Consider the following 20465-nt stretch of genomic DNA (forward strand, 5'->3'; position numbering starts at 1 on the left):
TATGGAAAGTATTCTTAAATATTACGAATTTTCTCCTTTTATAAAAGATACCTCTCAGACATTTGGTAAAAATGAGATATCTTATTTTGAGTTAAATACAACTCATTTTTTGATTTTCGAAAAAGACGGAGATGAATATAATTTGTATATTTCCAAATTCAAAAATGAAAAAGAAATAGGAAAAAAGCCCCCTGAAATTATAGAATTACTTGTAAAGAGCTATGACAAATCTAATTCGAAACATCGGGTAGCTATTAGAAAATATATAGGGTAAAAGTTAAATGATTGTATTGAAATCGTTTACGCTTTTTGGCTGTAAGCGAAAACGGCAGTTTTTTTAACAGATTAAAAAGAGAGACCTTTGCCAAATCAATTTCAATACGGAATATATCACTATTTTGCAAAGGTCTCAAGATATAAATTTAAAGTTATATAGTATGGATGTATTTTATGAGTTAATACCAATATTAGATATTTTTTTTACGGGAATTTGTATTTTTCTAACCCTGTACTTAGGAATTAAAGGTATTTATAAAAAATCCGTTTTTAATTTAGTAATCGCCGCGGGGCTATTCAACTTTGCAATAGATTTTATCATTTCTGTTTTAGAAGGAGAAGGTAAGAGTTTTATTTTTCCAAACGTTTATAAAATCACAATATTAATTTTATTGATGTATACTCATTTTTTAGCAAATCAAAAAATTACGTTGAAGCTGATTTTGATATCTATTTTAGGTTTTATAGGGTTAATCACATACTTTATAATTCCTGATGATATACCGGAATCAATTGATGTTGTTATTTGGATAATTACCATGGTGATAGATATATCTTTACTATGCGTAGCACTAGCCAATTTAACGAGTTATCAAAACCAAATAAAAAGATATTATTCTTCAATAAGTAAAAAGAGCCTCCACGGATTAAGGTTGGTCATCTACATTTTTATTTTTTTTTGTGCAACATACCTCATAGGTGAAATCAGCTTTTCATATATGGAAGTAACAGGGTCGGAAATAATACCTTCTTCTTATACCTATTTTTCAATTGTTTATTTAGGAGTTTTTGCCTTAAATAATCAATTTCATTTATTAGAATTATCAACAGTTTTTAAAGAATTAAAACAAGTCAGGTTAGAAAATGTTGGTATGAATAATGCAGTAGATACATTTTTTTTTTGATGAAATAAAACAACTGATAAAAGAGCAAAAACTATTTCTTGATCCTGATTTTTCATTAAAGGATCTGGTAGAAAAACTCAATTCTACAACTAAAAAAATTTCACAAACCATTAATTATTTTTCAGGATCTAATTTTTACACGTTGATCAATTATTATAGGGTAGCACATTTTAAAAAATTACTTTTGGAAAATAAAAAAATCGAAATGAACATTGATGAACTGATCAAAGATTGCGGGTTCAAATCAAAATCTACTTTTTACAGCCATTTCAAAAAAGATGAAGGCTGTACCCTATCCGAATACATGGAGAATATCACCCGGTAAATAAATGTGCCAGAAAATTTGTAGTAAAACAGGTATAGTTCATACTTTAATAGCTCTGTAGCGTTAAATATTAAATTATTTTTTTACCTTACAAACATTAAAAAATGTAAAGATAACTTATGAAGAAATTAGCATTGCACTGGAAGATACTGATCGGGATGATTTTAGGAGTCATCTTTGGAATTATTATGTTGCAGGTAAGTTCGGGAGAAAAATTTGTAGCAGATTGGATTAAGCCTTTGGGCGATATTTTTGTAAGAATGTTAAAGCTGATTGCCGTACCTCTTATTTTAGCATCACTGATAAAAGGAATTTCAGACTTAAAAAATATTTCCAAGTTTAAAAGAATGGGGCTCCGCACTATTGGAATCTATATTGTTACTACGGTGATTGCAATTTCCATAGGATTAATAATGGTAAACGCGCTTACACCGGGCAAAGGAATTTCACAGGAAACAGTTGTTAAATTAAAAGAAAAATATGCCACCAATAAAAAAATTCAGGAGCGAATGGCTGAGGCCGGAGATCAGAAACAAAGCGGCCCTTTACAATTTGTTGTAGATATGGTACCGGATAATGTGTTTAAGGCAATGAGTGAAAACAAATCTATGTTGCAGGTAATTTTCTTTACTATACTGTTGGGGATTAGTTTATTACTCATCCCGGAAGAAAAAGCAAAACCGCTAAAAAATATTTTTGACTCACTCAATGATGTCGTCTTAAAAATTGTGGATCTTATTATGTTATTGGCCCCGTATGCTGTTTTTGCACTCCTTGCTACGGTTGTAGTGACTGCGGAAGATCCGGATATTCTGTTTGCGTTATTAAAATATGCGGGAGTGGTGGTAGCCGGCTTACTATTAATGGTTGTATTTTATGCCGTTTTAGTTAGTATATATGCAAAAAAATCGCCATTTTGGTTTTTAACACAAATAGCACCGGCACAGTTATTGGCATTTTCTACAAGTTCCAGTGCAGCTACTTTACCGGTAACTATGGAACGGGTGGAAGAACATATTGGAGTAGACAAAGAAGTATCCAGTTTTGTACTTCCGGTAGGCGCAACTATTAATATGGATGGAACCAGTTTGTACCAGGCAGTTGCCGCAGTATTTATTTTACAGGTTTTATGGCCGGAAGGAATGGTATTTAGCAATCAATTAACTATTGTTTTAACAGCCTTATTAGCATCTATAGGCTCTGCTGCCGTTCCCGGAGCGGGTATGGTGATGTTGGTTATTGTACTGGATAGTATTGGTTTTCCCGCAGATTTATTGCCCATAGGATTGGCATTGATCTTTGCAGTGGACAGGCCTTTGGACATGTGTAGAACAGTAATTAATGTTACAGGAGATGCTACGGTTTCTATGGTCGTGGCAAAATCATTCGATAAATTGCACGATCCGCAACCCAAAGAATGGGATGATAATTATGATAAAGTAAAATAACATCCAATAACCATTAAAAAATGAATGTATGCTTTTTAATGTATCCCTGGGAGCATATCAAATCCCCGGAAAATGATACTTCATTAACCTTAATTCATGAATGTGTAAAAAGAAGCCATGGGGTTGCTGTTTGCAGCCCTTCTAATTTAACTATCAGGAACAGTGTTACCAATGCGTTTTGTACTATTATTAACAGAATGGAAAAAGTCCCTGCCAGTATAAAATCATTTTATAAAAAAGCTACTACCCGGGAAGAAATGCTTCCTTTGGCAGGATTTGATGTAATTTTTATGAGGGCAGAACCGCCTCTGGATCCACTCATGTTAAACTTCTTGGACTCTGTAAAAGATGATGTTTTTATTATTAACTCCGTTAGAGGCATGCGGGAGGCAAACAATAAACTCTATACAGCAGTATTTGAAGACCCGAATAATGAAATTATTCCCGTAACACACGTATCAAAAAATAAAGATTATCTGGTGCGGATGGTTGAAGAATCTACTGCTGATAAAATGATCTTAAAACCATTAAACGGCTTTGGTGGCTCCGGGGTGATTTTAATTGAAAAGTCTGCTATGGGAAATATCAACTCATTACTGGATTTCTATATCAATAAAGGAGATGGAACTTCAGATTATGTAATACTACAAGAATATATTGAAGGAGCAGATCGTGGAGATGTTCGGATATTGCTTTTAAATGGTTTGCCTATTGGAGCTATGAAAAGAATTCCCAGTGATAAAGATCACCGTTCCAATGTGTCGGCCGGCGGTACGGTGGCAAAGCATAAATTAACCCGGGAAGAAAAGGAATTGTGTAGAAAAATTGGCCCAAAATTAGTTAGCGACGGTTTGTATTTTGTTGGGATTGATGTTATTGGAGGTAAACTGGTTGAAGTAAATGTAATGAGTCCGGGTGGAATTACCTATATAAATAAAGTATATAAAACCCGGATTCAGGAAAAAGTAGTAGATTTTATAGAACGCAAATTTTTGGAAAGAAACGCTGCTTTTATCAGAAAAACAGACTTAAAAAGAGTAGTAAGAGATGCTTGATATTGTATATCAAACAGCAACTAAAGTAGTCGGGCTGTCAGTTTAAGAAAAATGAATATATTTCCAAAAAACTTATGGTAAAATTATCCATACAAGAGATTTTAGAAAAAATTCATGCTGCACAGCTTTTTGAAGCAGTTGTCGAAGATTACTCTTTTACTATTAAAATTGAGGAGTATGTTCCTTATGTATGTGCTGCCATACATGACGGTCATCAATTTAGAAAGGAATTATGGAGTCATTGTAAACATACGGAGTATGAGCGTTGGTATGAAGAAGACCCTGCTACCAAAGAAATGATAAAAACACATCCGATTGTTATTTCGGGAATGGATTCCAGGTTTGAATACGACTTAAACAGAGCACCCGAAAATGCAATTTATGAAGATGCATGGGGAAAACAGTTGTGGTACACACCGCTGTCAAACAAAATGAAAGAAAAAAGCCTTGCCAAACATATCCGTTTTTATGAGGTTGTACATACATTGATTTCAAAAATAGAACATATATTTGGTGTATGTGTTGTGTATGACATGCATAGTTACAATTGGAAACGATGGAACAGGGAAGTCCCTGTTTGGAATTTAGGAACCGCTAATGTAGATAAACATCGTTTTGAAGAAGATATTGAATCCTGGTGTATTATTTTGGGTAAGATGCATCTGCCCAATACGATAAAATCAACCGCAAGGATCAACGATACGTTTCAGGGAAATGGTTATTTTTTGAGATATATCGGTAAAAGTTTCAATAATACCCTTGTATTGGCAACAGAAATTGCAAAAATATATTGCGATGAGTTGGCACAGATCCTCTATCCGGAAGTTATTGATGTCGTGGAAAAGTATTTAAAAACCGAATTAAAAAAACATGCGACGGCATTTTATGAACGCCATAAAGGATAATGATGTGGTATGAACTTACTATTTTACTCAAAAATTGATTAATATGGAGATTTCAATTCGCAAAGCACAATATAAAAGCGATTATAAAATACATATACAATTTTCAGATGAAGTTGAACGTACAATAGACTTTGCTTTTTTTCTGTCAAAATCGTTAAACCCTATGACAAGAAAGTATTTGGACAAAAAGGAATTTTTAAATTTTAAAGTTGAATATGGCGATTTAATATGGAATGATTATGAAATGTGTTTTCCGATTTGGGATTTGTATACTGGAGAAATCATACACCACAATAAAATATAAACTGTCTTAAAATACAGTTTTTACTTGACCGATAAAAACAATGAATACTACTTCCACAGCGACGAAAGCACTTTTTGAAATAGATACGTATATTGATACATTGGTTAAAAAGATAGAGCTTTTAAGCTATGTGAACCCTGTTAATACGGAAAAGGAAAAGCAAGTATTTTTTGCTTCCAAGTACTTATCGGAACCTAATTTTATATATCCACCGATAGATTTTGATAAATTTAAATTGCATCGCAAATTTTTTTCCCAGCCCATAGAACTAATAGAAGATAAAAAGCTTAAAAAACTATATGAAGGTATTATTTATTCCTATTCCGGGTTAATTCAATGTATTGAAACCATAGGGGAGGGCAGAAAATTTTATTACAATAGTTTACATTCCTTCGGCACTCCAACAGAACAAGATGTAAACAATGCAAAATTTATTCTCCATTTTGAGACGGAAGATATACAATCCGAAGCCTTTTTACCTAAGTACTCCTGTAGGGAAGCAGATCAGATTTTTAGAGCATATTCAAAAAAATACGATTTCAATTTTGAGATAAAACATTCCTCTACCATAGGGGCTATAGCCATGGTTTTGAATAATACTAAAACATTGGTAATTAATACAAATCATATTTTTTCCGAGAATGAGACGGATGTATTGACCAATCACGAAATCGGAGTGCATATGGTAACTACTATGAATGGCCTGTTACACCCGCTTAAAATATTTTCACATGGTTTTCCCGGCAATGTGGAAACACAGGAAGGATTGGCTGTTTTTAGTGAATATATGTCCGGAAGCCTTACTATAAAAAGATTAAAAGAGTTAGCATACAGAGTAATTGCAGTTGATAGCCTTGCAAAAGGCTACTCTTTTTCGAAAACGTTTAGATTGTTGCATACCACCTACGATTTGGATAGAGATGAGGCTTTTTATATTACGGTAAGAGCACATCGCGGAGGAGGATTCACAAAAGATTATTTATACTTAACCGGTTTAAAAAAGATATATCATTACTACAAAGCAGGAAACGATCTTAGCCTTTTACTAACAGGGAAAGTATCTCTTGAATATATAGACACTATACAATATATGCTGGGGAAAGGGTATGCAGTACAGCCAAAACATTATACCTCATCCTTTAAAAAGGATGCAAATACAAATGAAATAGTCAATTTTATTTTGGATAATTTGAAATAATTAAAAGATTAAAAAATTTAATGACCCTTCTTTAGGCAGGTAAACAGACATTCAAATAGTTGAGTAAAAAGTGAATTGATTTTATTCTATAATGATTTTTTTAGAAACACTTTGTTTATTACTCAGCAACCGCAATACATAGATACCGCTTTTTAAATTTGTAATTGTAAGCTTGTTATTTGTAAAACCAGGTAGTGTGTTTTTATAGATTTGTTTTCCCGGGACAGAATAAATGGCAACTGAGTCTATATGTAATCCTTCTGAAATAGTAAGCGTAATACTATTTGTTGGTGAAGGATTCGGCGAAATAACCACTTTTTTTAATTGAGTATAATAATCGACAGCTAATACAGAGCCCCAAATCATGCTCACATATTCCGGATGATCTATATACGGATTTCGATTTCCCTGAAATGTATATGCCTCGTTATTTCGCGTAATTTCTCTTTGACTTACGGGATCTTCCGTATGCCATTTATGCAATAACCTGATGTACCAATCTTCATATATCTGGTCATTCGTCCCATTTAAAGGATTGTTTACAGTAGTATGTGTATCCCAACTACTATGGGTTACATCATCTTCATACCTTGTGGCAAAATACAACAGCATTCTGGCAATATCTCCTTTAAACTCATCTATAGGCTCAAAGACCACCCCGGTATAGGTATCATAGGTATTTGGGCCAACTTTAGAACCATTGCTAGATGTCCACGTGGGAGTTGAAATCTCTCCAAACGGGTAATTAGCCCTTCTGTTGTTTACAAATCCGTCAGAGGGTACTACATGGTGAATATCGCTTCGCATGGGAAATTGTTCGTTAAAAAAACCTTGAGGAAATATATGCTCACGATTATAGCAGTCGTTTTCAGAATTATAATTACCGCAGTTTCTGTCGTTGTGAATATAGTTGTAAGGATCGGGACCGGCCGGATTTTCGGAATACATGTCCAGTACCGTATGATCGTTTTCGTAGAAAGTATCGGTGTCCGTAGTTGTATAGGCGTTATATAAAGCACTATAACCTCTATCCGTATGCCCGTTGGTAATGATGGTTTTCAACTGCGATTTTAAAATATATCCGCTACCTGTAACTGTACTGTAATATCCCGGAGGTATTTGCGAAAAAACCGGCATAACCAAAAAAAGAGCAGACAGCAAAAGTAACGTTCTTATTACCACAGAAATAAATTTTTAAACTTATAAATTGAAACCTTTGTAAAATATTGATATATTCCGTATTGAAATTGATTTGACTTTAAATTTCTTCCTTCTCGAAAATTTTAAATCCTCAAAACCAACAGGTTATTCCGGTTGAAAATTTTCTTCGGGCGTCGAACTTTTTTGCCAAATTAATTCTGCAAAAACCTCAAACTACTTCTTCTCCAAAAGTGCCATGTAAAACCCATCATACCCTGATAAATGAGCAAACACCTTGTTCTCTTTTACAAAAGTAAAACTTTTCCCTGATTCGGATGTTAAAAATGTATTAACTTGCTCTTGATTTTCTGAGGGAAGTATAGAGCAGGTTGCATAGACTAATTTTCCTCCCGGCTTTACCAGCTTGGCATATTCCTGTAAAATTTCTTGTTGTGTTTTTTTGATAGCATCTAAAAATTCAGGCTGTAATTTCCATTTGGAATCCGGATTACGTCTCAGTACACCTAAACCGGAACAGGGGACATCTATTAAAACCCGATCTGCTTTTTGGTATAATTTTTTTAAAGGTTTTGTAGAATGAATCACGCGATTTGTACAATTATGTACTCCGTTTCTTTTGGCTCGTATTTTTAGCCTTTTCAATTTACTTTCATATATATCCATTGCAATAATCTGCCCTTTGTTTTTCATTAAAGCAGCCAGGTGCAGTGCCTTTCCGCCTGCCCCTGCGCAAGCATCTACTACTTTCATACCCGGTGCTACATCTAAGTAGGGTGCTACTAATTGAGAAGATGCATCCTGTACTTCAAACAATCCGTTTTTAAAAGCTTGTGTTTTAAAAACATTGGCACGTTCCACAAGCTTTAATGCATCAGGATAATATGGGATACATGCTGCATTAATATTTTCCGCACGCAATATTTTCCGTAAATTCTCTTTAGTGGTTTTTAATGTATTGGTTCTTAAAATAACTTCAGCTTGTTTGTTTAATGCTGTTATTTCTTTGATCCAAAGTGCTTCTCCTATTTCCGATATCCCAACCTCATCGATCCAGTCGGGGATAGAGGCACTGAATTTTCTAATTTTTGAGAGCTTGTCAAATCTTCCTTTGATTCTTCTGGACGGTGTAGGTTCAATTTGATTCCAGTCGGGTAGCGGAATCCCTTTTAAAACACACCAAACAGAAAAAAGACGCCATAGATCTTGCCTGCTAAAAGGTTGTTTTACTTCGGCAATTTCGGCATATAAACGCTTCCAGCGTACAATATCATAAATAGTTTCCGCCACAAATTTACGATCTCTGCTTCCCCAACGTTTATCTCTTTTTAGCACTTTCTCCACAGTTTTATCAGCATACATTTCTTCATTAAATATATCCCTGATAGCATCAATAACCGCAAATACCAAATTTCTATGTAACCTCACTTCAGCTTTCGTTAAAAATAATACGCCGCAAAGGTAGGAATATCAGGCGATTTTTAACCCACTCAAAAAATGTACATGAGTTTATTAATTTTTAACAAGAATCTGTATTTTCGTGATGAGCCTTAATTAAACGTTCAAAAATTGAATCTGCTACTTCAACCCATATCTTATATAAAAGGCGTTACCACGTCAAAAGCTCATTTATTATTGGCTGAAGTAGGCATTCGTAATGGAAATGATTTATTGCATTTTTTTCCATTCAGATATATAGACAAAACAACATTTTATAGTATAGAGGAGCTTCTAGATGCTAATTCCGAAGTGCAAATCATAGGAAAAATAACAGAGCTAAAATCCGTTGCTCAAAAGAGGGGAAGCAGGTTAGTGGCTAAATTTTCCGACGGAACAGGAACTGTGGAACTCATCTGGTTCAGAGGTCAAAAATGGATTAAAAATGCACTAAAGATCAATGAAAAGTATATAATTTACGGGAAACCCCATTTTTATAAAGGCACTTTTAGCATTCCGCACCCGGAAATGGAATTGGAAAAAGAAGCCAAAAAGAAGATACAATCCAAATTGCAACCGGTATATCCGTCTACGGAAAAACTTCAAAATAACGGTGTAAGTAATAAGGTAATCAGAGGATATATTCAAACATTATTGCGAGGTGTTATTGAAAATATTTCAGAGAGTTTATCCGGTAATTTTATGTTGGAACACGGGCTCATCTCAAAGAAAGAAGCATTGTTACATATTCATTTTCCCAAGAATAGTCAGCTTCTTTCAAAAGCACAATATAGATTGAAATTTGAAGAACTGTTTTTTATTCAACTCCAGCTACTCATAAAGAAACGTATCAGAAAATATAAAATCAAAGGATATGTTTTTAAAAGTATCGGTGATTATTTTACTACTTTTTACAAACAGCATTTGCCTTTTGAATTGACACATGCACAAAAACGGGTTTTAAGGGAAATACGAAAAGATGTGGCATCAAATGCTCATATGAACCGTTTATTGCAAGGAGATGTAGGTTCCGGAAAAACAATTGTCGCATTGTTGTCCATGCTGATGGCTATTGATAACGGTTATCAGGCAACACTCATGACACCCACGGAAATTTTGGCAACACAACATTATAATGCCATAAAAGAGCTATTGAAAAATACAGATATAGTGGTTGAACTGCTTACAGGGTCTGCTAAAGCAAAAAAAAGAAAACAACTCCATACAAGTCTGGAAGAGGGATATTTAAAAATACTGATAGGTACCCACGCATTGATAGAAGATAAAGTAAAATTTAAAAATCTGGGAATTGCCATTATCGATGAGCAACATCGGTTTGGCGTTGCACAGCGCTCTAAACTCTGGAAGAAAAATGAATTACCTCCGCATATATTGGTCATGACAGCAACTCCGATCCCAAGAACACTGGCCATGAGTGTTTATGGTGATTTGGATATTTCCGTAATAGATGAATTACCCCCCGGTAGAAAAGAAGTAAAAACAGTACATAAATACGATAGTAACAGATTATCCGTATTTAAATTTATGAAAAGCGAAATAGAGAAGGGGAGGCAGATATATATGGTATATCCGCTAATTAAAGAATCTGAGGTGATGGATTATAAAGATTTGATGGACGGTTATGAAAGCATTTCCAGGGAATTTCCGCTACCTAAATATCAAATAAGTATGGTCCATGGAAAAATGAAACCTGAAGACAAGGAGTATGAAATGGGTCGTTTTGTAAGGGGCGAAACCCACATCATGGTAGCTACTACGGTTATAGAAGTAGGAGTAAATATCCCGAATGCCAGTGTCATGGTTATTGAAAGTGCAGAACGCTTTGGGTTGAGTCAGCTTCATCAGTTGAGAGGCAGGGTAGGAAGAGGGGCAGATCAGAGCTACTGCATTCTATTAACGAGTTTTAAATTATCTGCGGATGCTAAAGTCCGGTTGAAAACGATGGTAGATACCACAGACGGGTTTAAAATTTCCGAAGTAGATTTGAAACTTCGCGGCCCCGGAAATATGATGGGTACGCAACAAAGCGGAGTACTGAATTTGAAAATTGCAGATGTGGTAAAAGACACTCATATCTTACAAAAAGCAAGGGCGGCGGCTATCAAATTATTGAACCATGACCCAAACCTTTCCAAATCAGAACATAAAGAAATATTGGATACCTATACAACACTTCAGAAAAAATCAGGGATGTGGGGCAATATAAGTTAGTTGGTGGTTTGCGAAAAACCGAAACTTAAAACTTGAAATTTTCCAACTTGAAACTGCACAACTATACCGTTATCGTTAACAACTTAAAATAAAACATTTTTGCCACTACTAAATTTTTATGTTTTTTTACATATCAAAAATTGAATGACGGATGATTGTAAATACTGAATTAGAACAAAAAGGTAATCAATTTCCTACTTATATTGTAAAATACTCAAAAGATGTTGATAGTTTATACTTCACTGCTAAAAATGGTGTGGTTTTACAACTGACGATTTTTAGAGATAGTGTACTGCGTTTTCGTTATACCACCACGGGAAAATTTGAAAACGATTTTTCTTATGGAATTACTAAATATGCAAGTCGCGGGTACAACAAATTAGAAGTTTTTGAGGAAACGGATCACTATGTAATTACCACTTCAAAGCTCATTTGTAAAGTTAACAAAGATGATATGCGTATTGATTTGTATGATGCAAATGACGGAAAATTAATCAATGAAGATGAGCTTGGTTTTCATTGGGAAGAGAACTATCATTTTGGAGGGAATATTGTTAAAATGAGTAAGGTTTCTTATAAAACAGAAAGTTATTATGGCTTAGGAGATAAGCCCGTACAAGTGGGGTTAAAAGGACGGCGTTTTGAAAATTGGGCAACCGATTCTTACGCTTTTGGAAAAGAAACTGATCCTATCTACAAAGCCATTCCCTTTTACACGGGGATTCATGACAACAAAGCTTACGGAATCTTCTTTGATAACTCATTCAGAACACATTTTGATTTTGCATACGAACGAAGGAATACTACCAGTTTTTGGGCAGATGGTGGTGAAATGAATTATTATTTCATTTACGGACCGAAAATGGAAGATGTGGTGGTTAGCTATACGGATCTAACAGGAAAACCACATCATTTGCCGCCACTTTGGGCCTTGGGTTTCCATCAGTGCAAATGGAGTTATTATCCGGAGAGCAATGTAAAAGAAGTTACCCAAAAATTCAGGAAACTTAATATTCCGTGTGATGCGATTTATTTAGACATTGATTATATGGATGGTTTCCGTTGTTTTACCTGGAATAAAAATCGGTTTCCCGATCCAAAGCGCATGGTAAAAGCATTGGAAGATGATGGATTTAAAATGGTAGTGATTATTGATCCGGGAATTAAAATCGATCCGGAATACGATGTCTTTAAAGAAGCATTGGATAAAGATTATTTCTGTAAACGTGCCGATGGACCTTATATGAAAGGGAAAGTATGGCCCGGAGCATGTTATTTTCCGGACTTCACTAATGCAGAGGTACGCGATTGGTGGTCAGACTTATACAAAGAACTGATTGAAGATATCGGAGTAAAAGGAGTTTGGAACGACATGAATGAACCGGCTGTGATGGAAGTTCCTAATAAAACTTTTCCGGATGATGTACGTCATGATTACGACGGAAATCCGTGTAGCCATCGCAAAGCACACAATATTTATGGAATGCAGATGGCACGTGCCACCTATCACGGGTTAAAGAAATATTCGTATCCAAAACGCCCGTTCGTGATTACACGTTCTGCTTATTCCGGCACACAACGTTATACGTCTAGCTGGACAGGTGATAATATTGCTACTTGGGAGCATTTATGGATTGCGAATGTCCAGGCACAACGTATGGCCATGTCCGGTTTCTCATTTGTCGGAAGTGATATTGGAGGATTTGCAGAACAACCTCAAGGCGAGTTGTTTACTCGCTGGATACAATTAGGTATTTTTCACACATTTTGCAGGGTTCACTCTTCAGGCGATCACGGAGATCAGGAACCTTGGGAATTTGGAAACGATATCACGGACATCGTTCGTAAATTCATAGAAATCCGATACCAGTTATTACCTTATTTGTATACGGCATTCTGGAAATATGCTAATGAAGGAATACCTGTTATAAAATCGCTGGTTCTATACGATCAGGAAGATATTCATACACACTACAGAAGCGATGAATTTATCTATGGAGATCATATTTTGGTCTGCCCTGTTTTAGAGCCTAATGCCAAAGGAAGAAGAATGTACATTCCACGGGGAAAATGGTATAACTTCTGGAGCGATGAAATTGTTGAAGGCGGTGAAGAAATGTGGGTGGATGCTGATTTAGATAGCATGCCGATCTTTATTAAAGAAGGAGCAGTCATCCCCAAATACCCTATACAACAGTATGTCGGTGAAAAGCAATTTGATGAAATTACTTTGGATGTTTACCACAAAACAGGTAAGGAATCTTCTACGTTATATGATGATGCTCACGACGGATACGATTATAAAAAAGGAAGATATAGCTTACGTACTTTTAAATTAACAGGAAAAAAGACAGAAGTTATCTTACAACAACATAAAGAAGGGAAATTTGATGCAAATTACACTAAATTTCATCTCGTTTTTCACAACCTGCCGTTTACCATCACATCCATACAAATTGATAATGTAGAAATTCCATTAAAAAACTTAAAAGTAAACGTTAAAAATTCCATTACCATCAATAAGGAGTTTACGGAACTGCATTTGTTCGGAGAATGATATTTTGGGTTGTTATTGTATGAAGAATCAAACTCTTCATCTTGTCTAAATAGACTCTCTCAACTCTTTAAGTTTATTCATGTTTTCTGCCAGCATCAATTCATCGGTTATCTTTTGAAGATCACCATTGACAATATTGGACAGATTGTATAAGGTCAGGCCAATTCTATGATCGGTAACACGACCTTGCGGATAATTGTAAGTTCTGATCTTTGCAGAACGATCTCCTGACGTTACCATAGAACCGCGCTTTGCGGCATCGGCTTCTTGTTTTTTAGCTAATTCCAAATCATATAAACGAGAACGCAATACTTTAAAGGCTTTTTCTTTATTCTTATGTTGCGATTTCTGATCTTGGCATTGCGCCACTAATTCGGTGGGAATATGCGTTAACCGAACTGCAGAATACGTTGTATTTACAGATTGCCCGCCAGGGCCTGAAGAACAGAAATAATCAATTCGCACATCTTTTGGATCAATTTCCACATCAAATTCTTCTGCTTCGGGAAATACCATACAAGTGGCCGCAGAAGTATGTACACGTCCCTGTGTTTCTGTCTGTGGCACACGCTGTACACGATGTACTCCGGCTTCAAATTTTAGTATTCCATACACATCTTCACCCGTTACTTCAAACTGAATTTCTTTGAATCCGCCATTAGTTCCTTCACTGAAATCTACCGTGGCAACCTTCCAACCTTTACTCTCACAATACTTCGTATACATTCTAAATAAATCACCGGCAAAAATACTTGCCTCATCTCCTCCGGTTCCTGCTCGTAATTCCACTACAGCATTTTTAGCATCTTCAGGGTCTTTTGGAATCAGTAAAAACTTTATTTCTTCTTCCAATTGAGGAATCCTATTATTAGCTTCATCCATTTCCATTTTAGCCATCTCTACCATTTCAGCATCGGAACCATCAGCAATAATTTCTTTCGCTTCTGTAATATTGCCTAACAGCATTTCATATTCTTTGGCTTTTTTAACCATTACGCCCAAGTCTTTGTACTCTTTGTTCAATCGTACATAACGCTTCTGATCAGTAATAATATCAGGTTGAATAATCAAATCGGAAACCTCATCATATCGCTGTTTTACTATCTGTAGTTTGTCTAACATCCTCCGTCGTTATTGGATAGCGAATTTACAATTTTTTATCATAATCTTTTTCTAAAAAAATATTGAATATCAAAAAATGAGCTCTAAGTTAAAATAATACCGGTATAAGGATAATCATCCGGAGAGCATCTTGGAAACCTTTCAATCTTTTCATCTTTAATTTTTATAATTCACTTAATATCTATAAATTACATATCAAAACGGATAACCAAAAAAATAGATACTATCTTTATTCAAAGTTAATAATGTCATGAAAAAACTTATATATATCCTATGTTGCATTTTTCTGATTTCCTGCCATAAAAAAATACATAAAAAACCGGAATTTCTCTTGGGTAACTGGACTCGTTTGAATGATAAATCTGGACAAAAAACCTATGAAAAATGGAACTCTGACTTTACCGGAATAGGATATACGCTACAAGAAAAAGACACGGTTTTCAAAGAAATTCTTAGTATTATCAATAAAAACGACACCCTTTATTTGCAAGTTGAAGGAGTAAATGAAAAGCCTACTTTGTTTCGTTTTACATCTCAAACCCAAATTTCTTTTACCTGCGAAAACCCAAAGAATGAATTTCCAAAAAAGATCAGTTATTATATGCACTCCGATACACTAAAAGCTACTGTTTCAAATGATGACTTTACCATTGATTTTGTCTTTATAAAATCATTATAGTTCAACACACATGAATACTTAGACATTCTTCTATTACGTATTCGATGTCATTTACCACTTGAATCTACCGGTATTATTTTGCTGTTTTTCGGTAAAATAATCAAAACTGTATTCCAATTCCTAAACCATATCCTTGGTGGTAAGTTATTTGTCTGGGAATTTCATTTTCAAGAATAGGTTTTTTTAATTTATAAGAGTCATTATCCCAAAAAATAGTAAGTATTAAGTTAAGCTCATCCATTTTTTCAACCGGAAATTCTAAAGCAAACCTAGCATTTCCAAAACCCGGTGAATTGTCTATTTTCCCAAAAAGGCCAATACTTCTAGCCGTCATAAAGTAAAAATTTGCAGATTCATAATCTTTAAAATAATACCTTAACAAACCACCTACTTTTAAACCAGTTACGCTACCTTGTGATTGATGTTGCATTCCACTTATAAGGCCTAAAGTTACTTTTTTTAGAATGGGGTAATTTATTGTATAAAATGAAGCAAAAGATAGCCTGCTTCGTAAAGTTTCTCCCCCAGATTTATATTGATAATTTATTTTTTGGGGTAAAGAAATTTCAATACTAAAAGATTGAATTAATTTAGGAGATAATTCATCTAAATTTTTAAATTTAGATATTTCTTTTCCTGTTTTTATAGCATCGTAAATGCTTACTTGACTGAAAAGCAACTTTCCAAAAGTTAAGAATAGAAAAAGGCAAAAATTATATCTCAAAATATATTAAAAAAGGATAAGTGAATCTGAAAAAATACGAACAGGTTACCCTTATTGACTTTTAAATAACTACAAATCGAATCCTAAATTAATTTGTAACATTAACGGAAAAAAACCACTTCTTCCCTTAATATCAAAATAATATATGGGACCCATATCAAACAAAAAATGAAAATTTTTACCATATTTTCGCTGAATACCCCAAGTAGGACCTAATGCAAAGTCTAATGTATCGGTACCATTAGAGTTACCAAATAATGATTCTGATCTAATCAATACCCTTCCAGAGATAAAGTTACCAGAATTATTAGAAATATTGAGTTTTTTAGCTTCTCTTTTATTAAAGTTATAAAACCATTTTTGTTGTACATCCAAAAACGGATTAAAAGAAGTGATAAAGCCTGAATCTCCTCCAATATTAGTGTGTGGATAACTAATACTATAACCAATACCTGTAGCTAAAGATAAAGCTGTAGTACTACTTATAGGTAATTCTACTTCAATACTTGGATTAAGAAAATTAATCCTCCATACCTTACTTGTCTTTTGTCCTTGAGAAAATAGACTAAAGGTAACTAATAAAAAAAAAATTAAAATTCTCATATCGCTCAAAACTTTAATCTCAAACCTCTCCATTCGTTACCTCTTCTTGCTAATCCATAAACATCAACTTCTTTATGTGTGTAATTGCCAAGATAATTAAATGCTGCCCCTGATAAATTTTGCAGTCCATAATCAGATGTCCAAGTTTGTCCGGCATCAAGAGTTTTAACTGATGCTGAAAAAGCCCAATCCGAATCAAACTTATTTTCTACTTCGTCAGTATTATATTTTCTATCAAATTTGTCAAAAAGTAAAACATCAACTTTGTCTCCGGTACTTTGTAATGTGATATAAAAAGGTTTATCAGTAGTTCCAAGTTTTGATTCTAGAAAATCTATTCCTAATTTATACAATGCTCTAATATTGGACTCATTTAAAACATTATAATTTATACTAATATTAAGAGGTTTTCCTATGTAAATGTTTAAAACTGCTTCATTCTTAAACTCAAAGAAAGGTAGTTGAGTATTATTTAATACTTTAATTTGGACAGGATCGTAATTTGAATTATTATTTTTAATAAAGAAACTTCCATCATGTATATATAGGGGTTGGAAAAATTGATTGAAAGAATGATTAACGTAATTATGATAAAATAGCAGGTTAGGTTGAGGTAAATTATACTGCAAATGAACTTTATTTATACCGAGAATTATCTCATCCGAATCTACATTATTCCACCAAAACCAACCTTCTTCATGAGTTTCGGCCTCAACACCTAAAGACCTGTATATTAGCCATGTTTGATTCCAGTAATCTAATTCAAAACGATACTCGTCATCACTAAAATACTCATGAGCATATCTATATTCGCCAAATATATTTTGAAACCAGTTATCATCAGGATTGGTAACCACTCTTAAATTTTGGATTAAACTATTTAAGCCAATAGCTGAATACCTTGGATTAGCACTAGGCGTACCCGTAGACACACCTGAACCTCCTCCTGATCCGCCTGAGCTTCCACCGCCACAAATTTCATCATCTTCAACTGGCCTTATAAACCTATGAATACCATCTTCTACCTCTCGAATTCCTCCTTCAGATCTTCTGTATTCACACATAGAAGTCCTAGAAGTACTTCTATTTTGAGAAGAAGTAGATACATAATTTCTTATTCTCAAGCTATCTTTCAGCTCTCCAAAAAATAAACCTCTTGACGAAAATTTATATAATTTACCATCAACAATTATTTCATTATCATCATTTATAAAAGCAACAAAAACCTTATCTCCAATTAGGTTTGAATTATCAGTACTATCGACACTTCTACTCTGTAATTGTTTTTTTTTATTAAAAATCTTTTCTAACAATTCAACATCATGAGAAGCAATAATTGGTTCTTCCATGGGAATAAAACCTTTTTCATAAAACTTCCTAAATAATTTTTCAGCATTTTCTCTACTGCCTCTCTTCAATAATTCAATTTTAGAAGCCAACTCTTCTTTGGATGCAAAGCTAAATTTTCTATTTTCTAGTTTTAGGTCAGATAAATCTGCTCTTTCAATCAAAAGATTTTCGTTCTCATTAAATTCACAAGCTCCTAACAATAGCAAGCTAGTAAATAAATAAGCAATTTTTAGGGTGTTTAGTGGTTTCATCTTTTATATGTATTTATACAATTAGCGGTAAATGTATTAATTTTACCTTAATAATTGGAAAAACCCTGCTCAAATAAAAATAGATCATTCTCATTGAAATGTAATATAGTTGAAAATTTCAAGTTGAGCCACCATATCTCAACTCTTTTAAAACACTAAAAAAAGAGCATTATTTTTTTGAGAAAAAGTCAATATCAATAGATAAACGTTCCATATTCGCTTTGTATGGTGAGCTTTTTAGCATCAGAAGTTTCTACCCTACCTATAATTTGTGCATCGACATAGTACGATTTGGAAATCGCAATCAGATGATCAGCAATTTCCGAAGATACGTATAACTCCATCCGGTGTCCGCAGTTAAATACCTGATACATTTCTTTCCAATCTGTTTTGGATTGTTCTTGAATTAGTTTAAACAATGGCGGAATTGCAAACATATTGTCTTTAACCACATGAACATGCTCTACAAAATGCAGGATTTTAGTTTGTGCTCCTCCCGAACAATGCACCATACCGTGAATGGTCTCCGAATTGTATTTTGATAAGATCTCTTTGATAACAGGTGCATAGGTTCTTGTAGGCGATAATACCAATTTTCCGGCATCAATCGGTGCGTTTTCAACCGTATCTGTCAGTTTTGTATTTCCGGAATATATCAGCTCTTTCGGAACAGAAGCATCAAAACTTTCAGGGAATTTCTCTGCCAAATACTTGTGAAAAACATCGTGCCTGGCAGAGGTCAAACCGTTACTTCCCATACCTCCGTTGTATTCTTTTTCATAAGTAGCCTGTCCATAAGAAGCCAGTCCGACAATCACGTCTCCGGGTTGAATGTTCGCATTGTCAATAACATCCGATCGTCTCATTCTGGCAGTTACGGTAGAGTCGACGATAATGGTTCTTACCAAATCACCTACGTCCGCTGTCTCCCCCCCGGTAGCATGGATAGTAACACCAAAATTCTTTAATTCCGCAATCAATTCTTCAGCTCCGTTGATAATCGCGGCAATCACTTCACCGGGAATCAAATTCTTGTTCCTGCCAATGGTAGAAGACAACAAAATATGATCTGTTGCTCCAACACACAGCAGATCATCCATATTCATAATCAACGCATCCTGAGCAATTCCTTTCCACACAGATATATCTCCCGTCTCTTTCCAGTACATATAAGCCAAAGATGATTTGGTTCCTGCACCGTCTGCATGCATAACCAAGCAATAAGACTCATCATGGGTCAAGTAATCGGGAACGATCTTGCAAAATGCTTTTGGGAACAACCCTTTGTCAATATTTTTGATGGCATTATGAACATCCTCTTTAGAAGCAGAGACACCTCGTTGGGCATACCTTTTAGAAACCTCCTGGCTCATCTTGTGTAGGAATTTTGTACAAAAGTACGGATTGTTTTCATTTCCGAATAAAAAATAGCTGTAAATACTCGTTTACCCCTGATTAAACACTAGAACATTTTTTTAAATCCTCTGATTTTTAAATCTTTCAATTCTTTAATTTTTCAATATTTAATACCGAACTCATCTTGACTTTTTCTATTTCCTAAAAAATGACTGAAATTCACCTATATTTCATTACTTTTCTTACCTATAGCGTTGCTATAGCTTTCAAAAAGCGCCTTATCCAGTTAAATTTCAGCTCATTTTCGGTTAAAAACAAAAAGTCAAGATGAGTTCACCATTTATCACTTGAAATTACTGGTATAATCAAAAAGATCATCAATAAAATATCTTTACTAAAAGGTATTCGTAAAATTTAACAGAAGAGATTCAAAAAAAACCGTTTTTAAATTCTCAAAATAGCTTTCTTTTTTTGAGAAAAAAACATTCTAACACCCTCTTTTTTAGCAAAGTAACAAATGTGAATAATTTTTTGACAAAAAGATGTGAATCGCTCTTTTTTTTTACTGGAAAAACAGGAT

At 34.3% G+C, this 20465-nt stretch carries 18 protein-coding genes; 11 read left to right on the forward strand and 7 right to left on the reverse strand.

Annotated features, from left to right (window positions below; all coding sequences use genetic code 11):
* Position 1: 1 nt before the first annotated feature.
* The 8 genes from GKR88_15600 to GKR88_15635 all read left to right on the forward strand — a co-directional run bounded on the left by GKR88_15600 (position 2) and on the right by GKR88_15635 (position 6416).
* Positions 2 to 274, forward strand: a complete 273-nt coding sequence (locus GKR88_15600) for a hypothetical protein (GenBank protein QMU65566.1) — start codon at positions 2 to 4, stop codon at positions 272 to 274.
* Positions 275 to 437: 163 nt separating this feature from the next.
* Positions 438 to 1181, forward strand: coding sequence for a hypothetical protein (locus GKR88_15605; GenBank protein ID QMU65567.1), 744 nt, complete (start codon positions 438 to 440; stop codon positions 1179 to 1181).
* Entirely contained in the window at positions 1165 to 1506 is a 342-nt protein-coding gene (locus tag GKR88_15610; GenBank protein ID QMU65568.1) for a helix-turn-helix domain-containing protein, read from the forward strand. Before GKR88_15605 ends, GKR88_15610 begins: the two co-directional genes overlap by 17 nt.
* A gap of 119 nt (positions 1507 to 1625) precedes the next feature.
* Positions 1626 to 2954, forward strand: coding sequence for a cation:dicarboxylase symporter family transporter (locus GKR88_15615; protein ID QMU65569.1), 1329 nt, complete (start codon positions 1626 to 1628; stop codon positions 2952 to 2954).
* Between the two features lie 20 nt (positions 2955 to 2974).
* Complete coding sequence (gene gshB / locus GKR88_15620) at positions 2975 to 4009, forward strand: glutathione synthase (GenBank protein ID QMU65570.1); 1035 nt, start codon at positions 2975 to 2977, stop codon at positions 4007 to 4009.
* A gap of 74 nt (positions 4010 to 4083) precedes the next feature.
* Positions 4084 to 4914 carry a hypothetical protein gene (locus tag GKR88_15625; GenBank protein ID QMU65571.1) on the forward strand — a complete coding sequence of 277 codons (831 nt, stop codon included), beginning with the start codon at positions 4084 to 4086 and terminating at the stop codon, positions 4912 to 4914.
* Positions 4915 to 4951: 37 nt separating this feature from the next.
* Positions 4952 to 5218, forward strand: coding sequence for a DUF2442 domain-containing protein (locus GKR88_15630; protein ID QMU66749.1), 267 nt, complete (start codon positions 4952 to 4954; stop codon positions 5216 to 5218).
* Positions 5219 to 5258: 40 nt separating this feature from the next.
* Positions 5259 to 6416 carry a DUF1704 domain-containing protein gene (locus GKR88_15635; GenBank protein ID QMU65572.1) on the forward strand — a complete coding sequence of 386 codons (1158 nt, stop codon included), beginning with the start codon at positions 5259 to 5261 and terminating at the stop codon, positions 6414 to 6416.
* An 81-nt stretch (positions 6417 to 6497) separates the two neighbouring features.
* Here the strand turns inward: GKR88_15635 and GKR88_15640 are convergent, their stop codons facing one another.
* Together GKR88_15640 and GKR88_15645 are read right to left on the reverse strand one after the other, a co-directional pair.
* Positions 6498 to 7553 carry a T9SS type A sorting domain-containing protein gene (locus GKR88_15640; GenBank protein ID QMU66750.1) on the reverse strand — a complete coding sequence of 352 codons (1056 nt, stop codon included), beginning with the start codon at positions 7551 to 7553 and terminating at the stop codon, positions 6498 to 6500.
* Between the two features lie 237 nt (positions 7554 to 7790).
* A complete protein-coding gene (locus GKR88_15645) occupies positions 7791 to 9002 on the reverse strand; it encodes a methyltransferase domain-containing protein (GenBank protein ID QMU65573.1) in 1212 nt (403 codons plus the stop codon).
* A 141-nt stretch (positions 9003 to 9143) separates the two neighbouring features.
* Here GKR88_15645 and recG point away from each other — a divergent pair, with 141 nt between their 5' ends.
* Both recG and GKR88_15655 read left to right on the forward strand, forming a co-directional pair.
* Positions 9144 to 11243 carry an ATP-dependent DNA helicase RecG gene (gene recG, locus GKR88_15650; GenBank protein QMU65574.1) on the forward strand — a complete coding sequence of 700 codons (2100 nt, stop codon included), beginning with the start codon at positions 9144 to 9146 and terminating at the stop codon, positions 11241 to 11243.
* Between the two features lie 151 nt (positions 11244 to 11394).
* Positions 11395 to 13800, forward strand: coding sequence for a DUF4968 domain-containing protein (locus tag GKR88_15655; protein QMU65575.1), 2406 nt, complete (start codon positions 11395 to 11397; stop codon positions 13798 to 13800).
* Between the two features lie 45 nt (positions 13801 to 13845).
* Here GKR88_15655 and prfA read toward each other — a convergent pair whose 3' ends face one another.
* A complete protein-coding gene (gene prfA, locus GKR88_15660) occupies positions 13846 to 14922 on the reverse strand; it encodes a peptide chain release factor 1 (protein ID QMU65576.1) in 1077 nt (358 codons plus the stop codon).
* A gap of 331 nt (positions 14923 to 15253) precedes the next feature.
* Here prfA and GKR88_15665 point away from each other — a divergent pair, with 331 nt between their 5' ends.
* Complete coding sequence (locus tag GKR88_15665; GenBank protein QMU65577.1) at positions 15254 to 15601, forward strand: hypothetical protein; 348 nt, start codon at positions 15254 to 15256, stop codon at positions 15599 to 15601.
* A gap of 100 nt (positions 15602 to 15701) precedes the next feature.
* On the opposite strand, the gene GKR88_15670 is transcribed toward GKR88_15665, so the two are convergent.
* The 4 genes from GKR88_15670 to GKR88_15685 form a co-directional block, all read right to left on the reverse strand.
* Positions 15702 to 16325: a hypothetical protein gene (locus tag GKR88_15670; GenBank protein ID QMU65578.1), complete on the reverse strand. Its 624-nt coding sequence runs from the start codon at positions 16323 to 16325 to the stop codon at positions 15702 to 15704.
* A 69-nt stretch (positions 16326 to 16394) separates the two neighbouring features.
* Positions 16395 to 16928 carry a hypothetical protein gene (locus GKR88_15675; GenBank protein ID QMU66751.1) on the reverse strand — a complete coding sequence of 178 codons (534 nt, stop codon included), beginning with the start codon at positions 16926 to 16928 and terminating at the stop codon, positions 16395 to 16397.
* A gap of 5 nt (positions 16929 to 16933) precedes the next feature.
* The gene (locus GKR88_15680; GenBank protein ID QMU65579.1) at positions 16934 to 18529 is read right to left on the reverse strand and encodes a hypothetical protein; all 1596 of its coding nucleotides are present in this window, start codon (positions 18527 to 18529) and stop codon (positions 16934 to 16936) included.
* Between the two features lie 194 nt (positions 18530 to 18723).
* Positions 18724 to 19902: a phosphoribosylformylglycinamidine cyclo-ligase gene (locus tag GKR88_15685; GenBank protein ID QMU65580.1), complete on the reverse strand. Its 1179-nt coding sequence runs from the start codon at positions 19900 to 19902 to the stop codon at positions 18724 to 18726.
* Positions 19903 to 20465: the final 563 nt, after the last annotated feature.

The organism is Flavobacteriaceae bacterium (genome assembly GCA_014075215.1).
Taxonomy (GTDB): domain Bacteria; phylum Bacteroidota; class Bacteroidia; order Flavobacteriales; family Flavobacteriaceae; genus Polaribacter.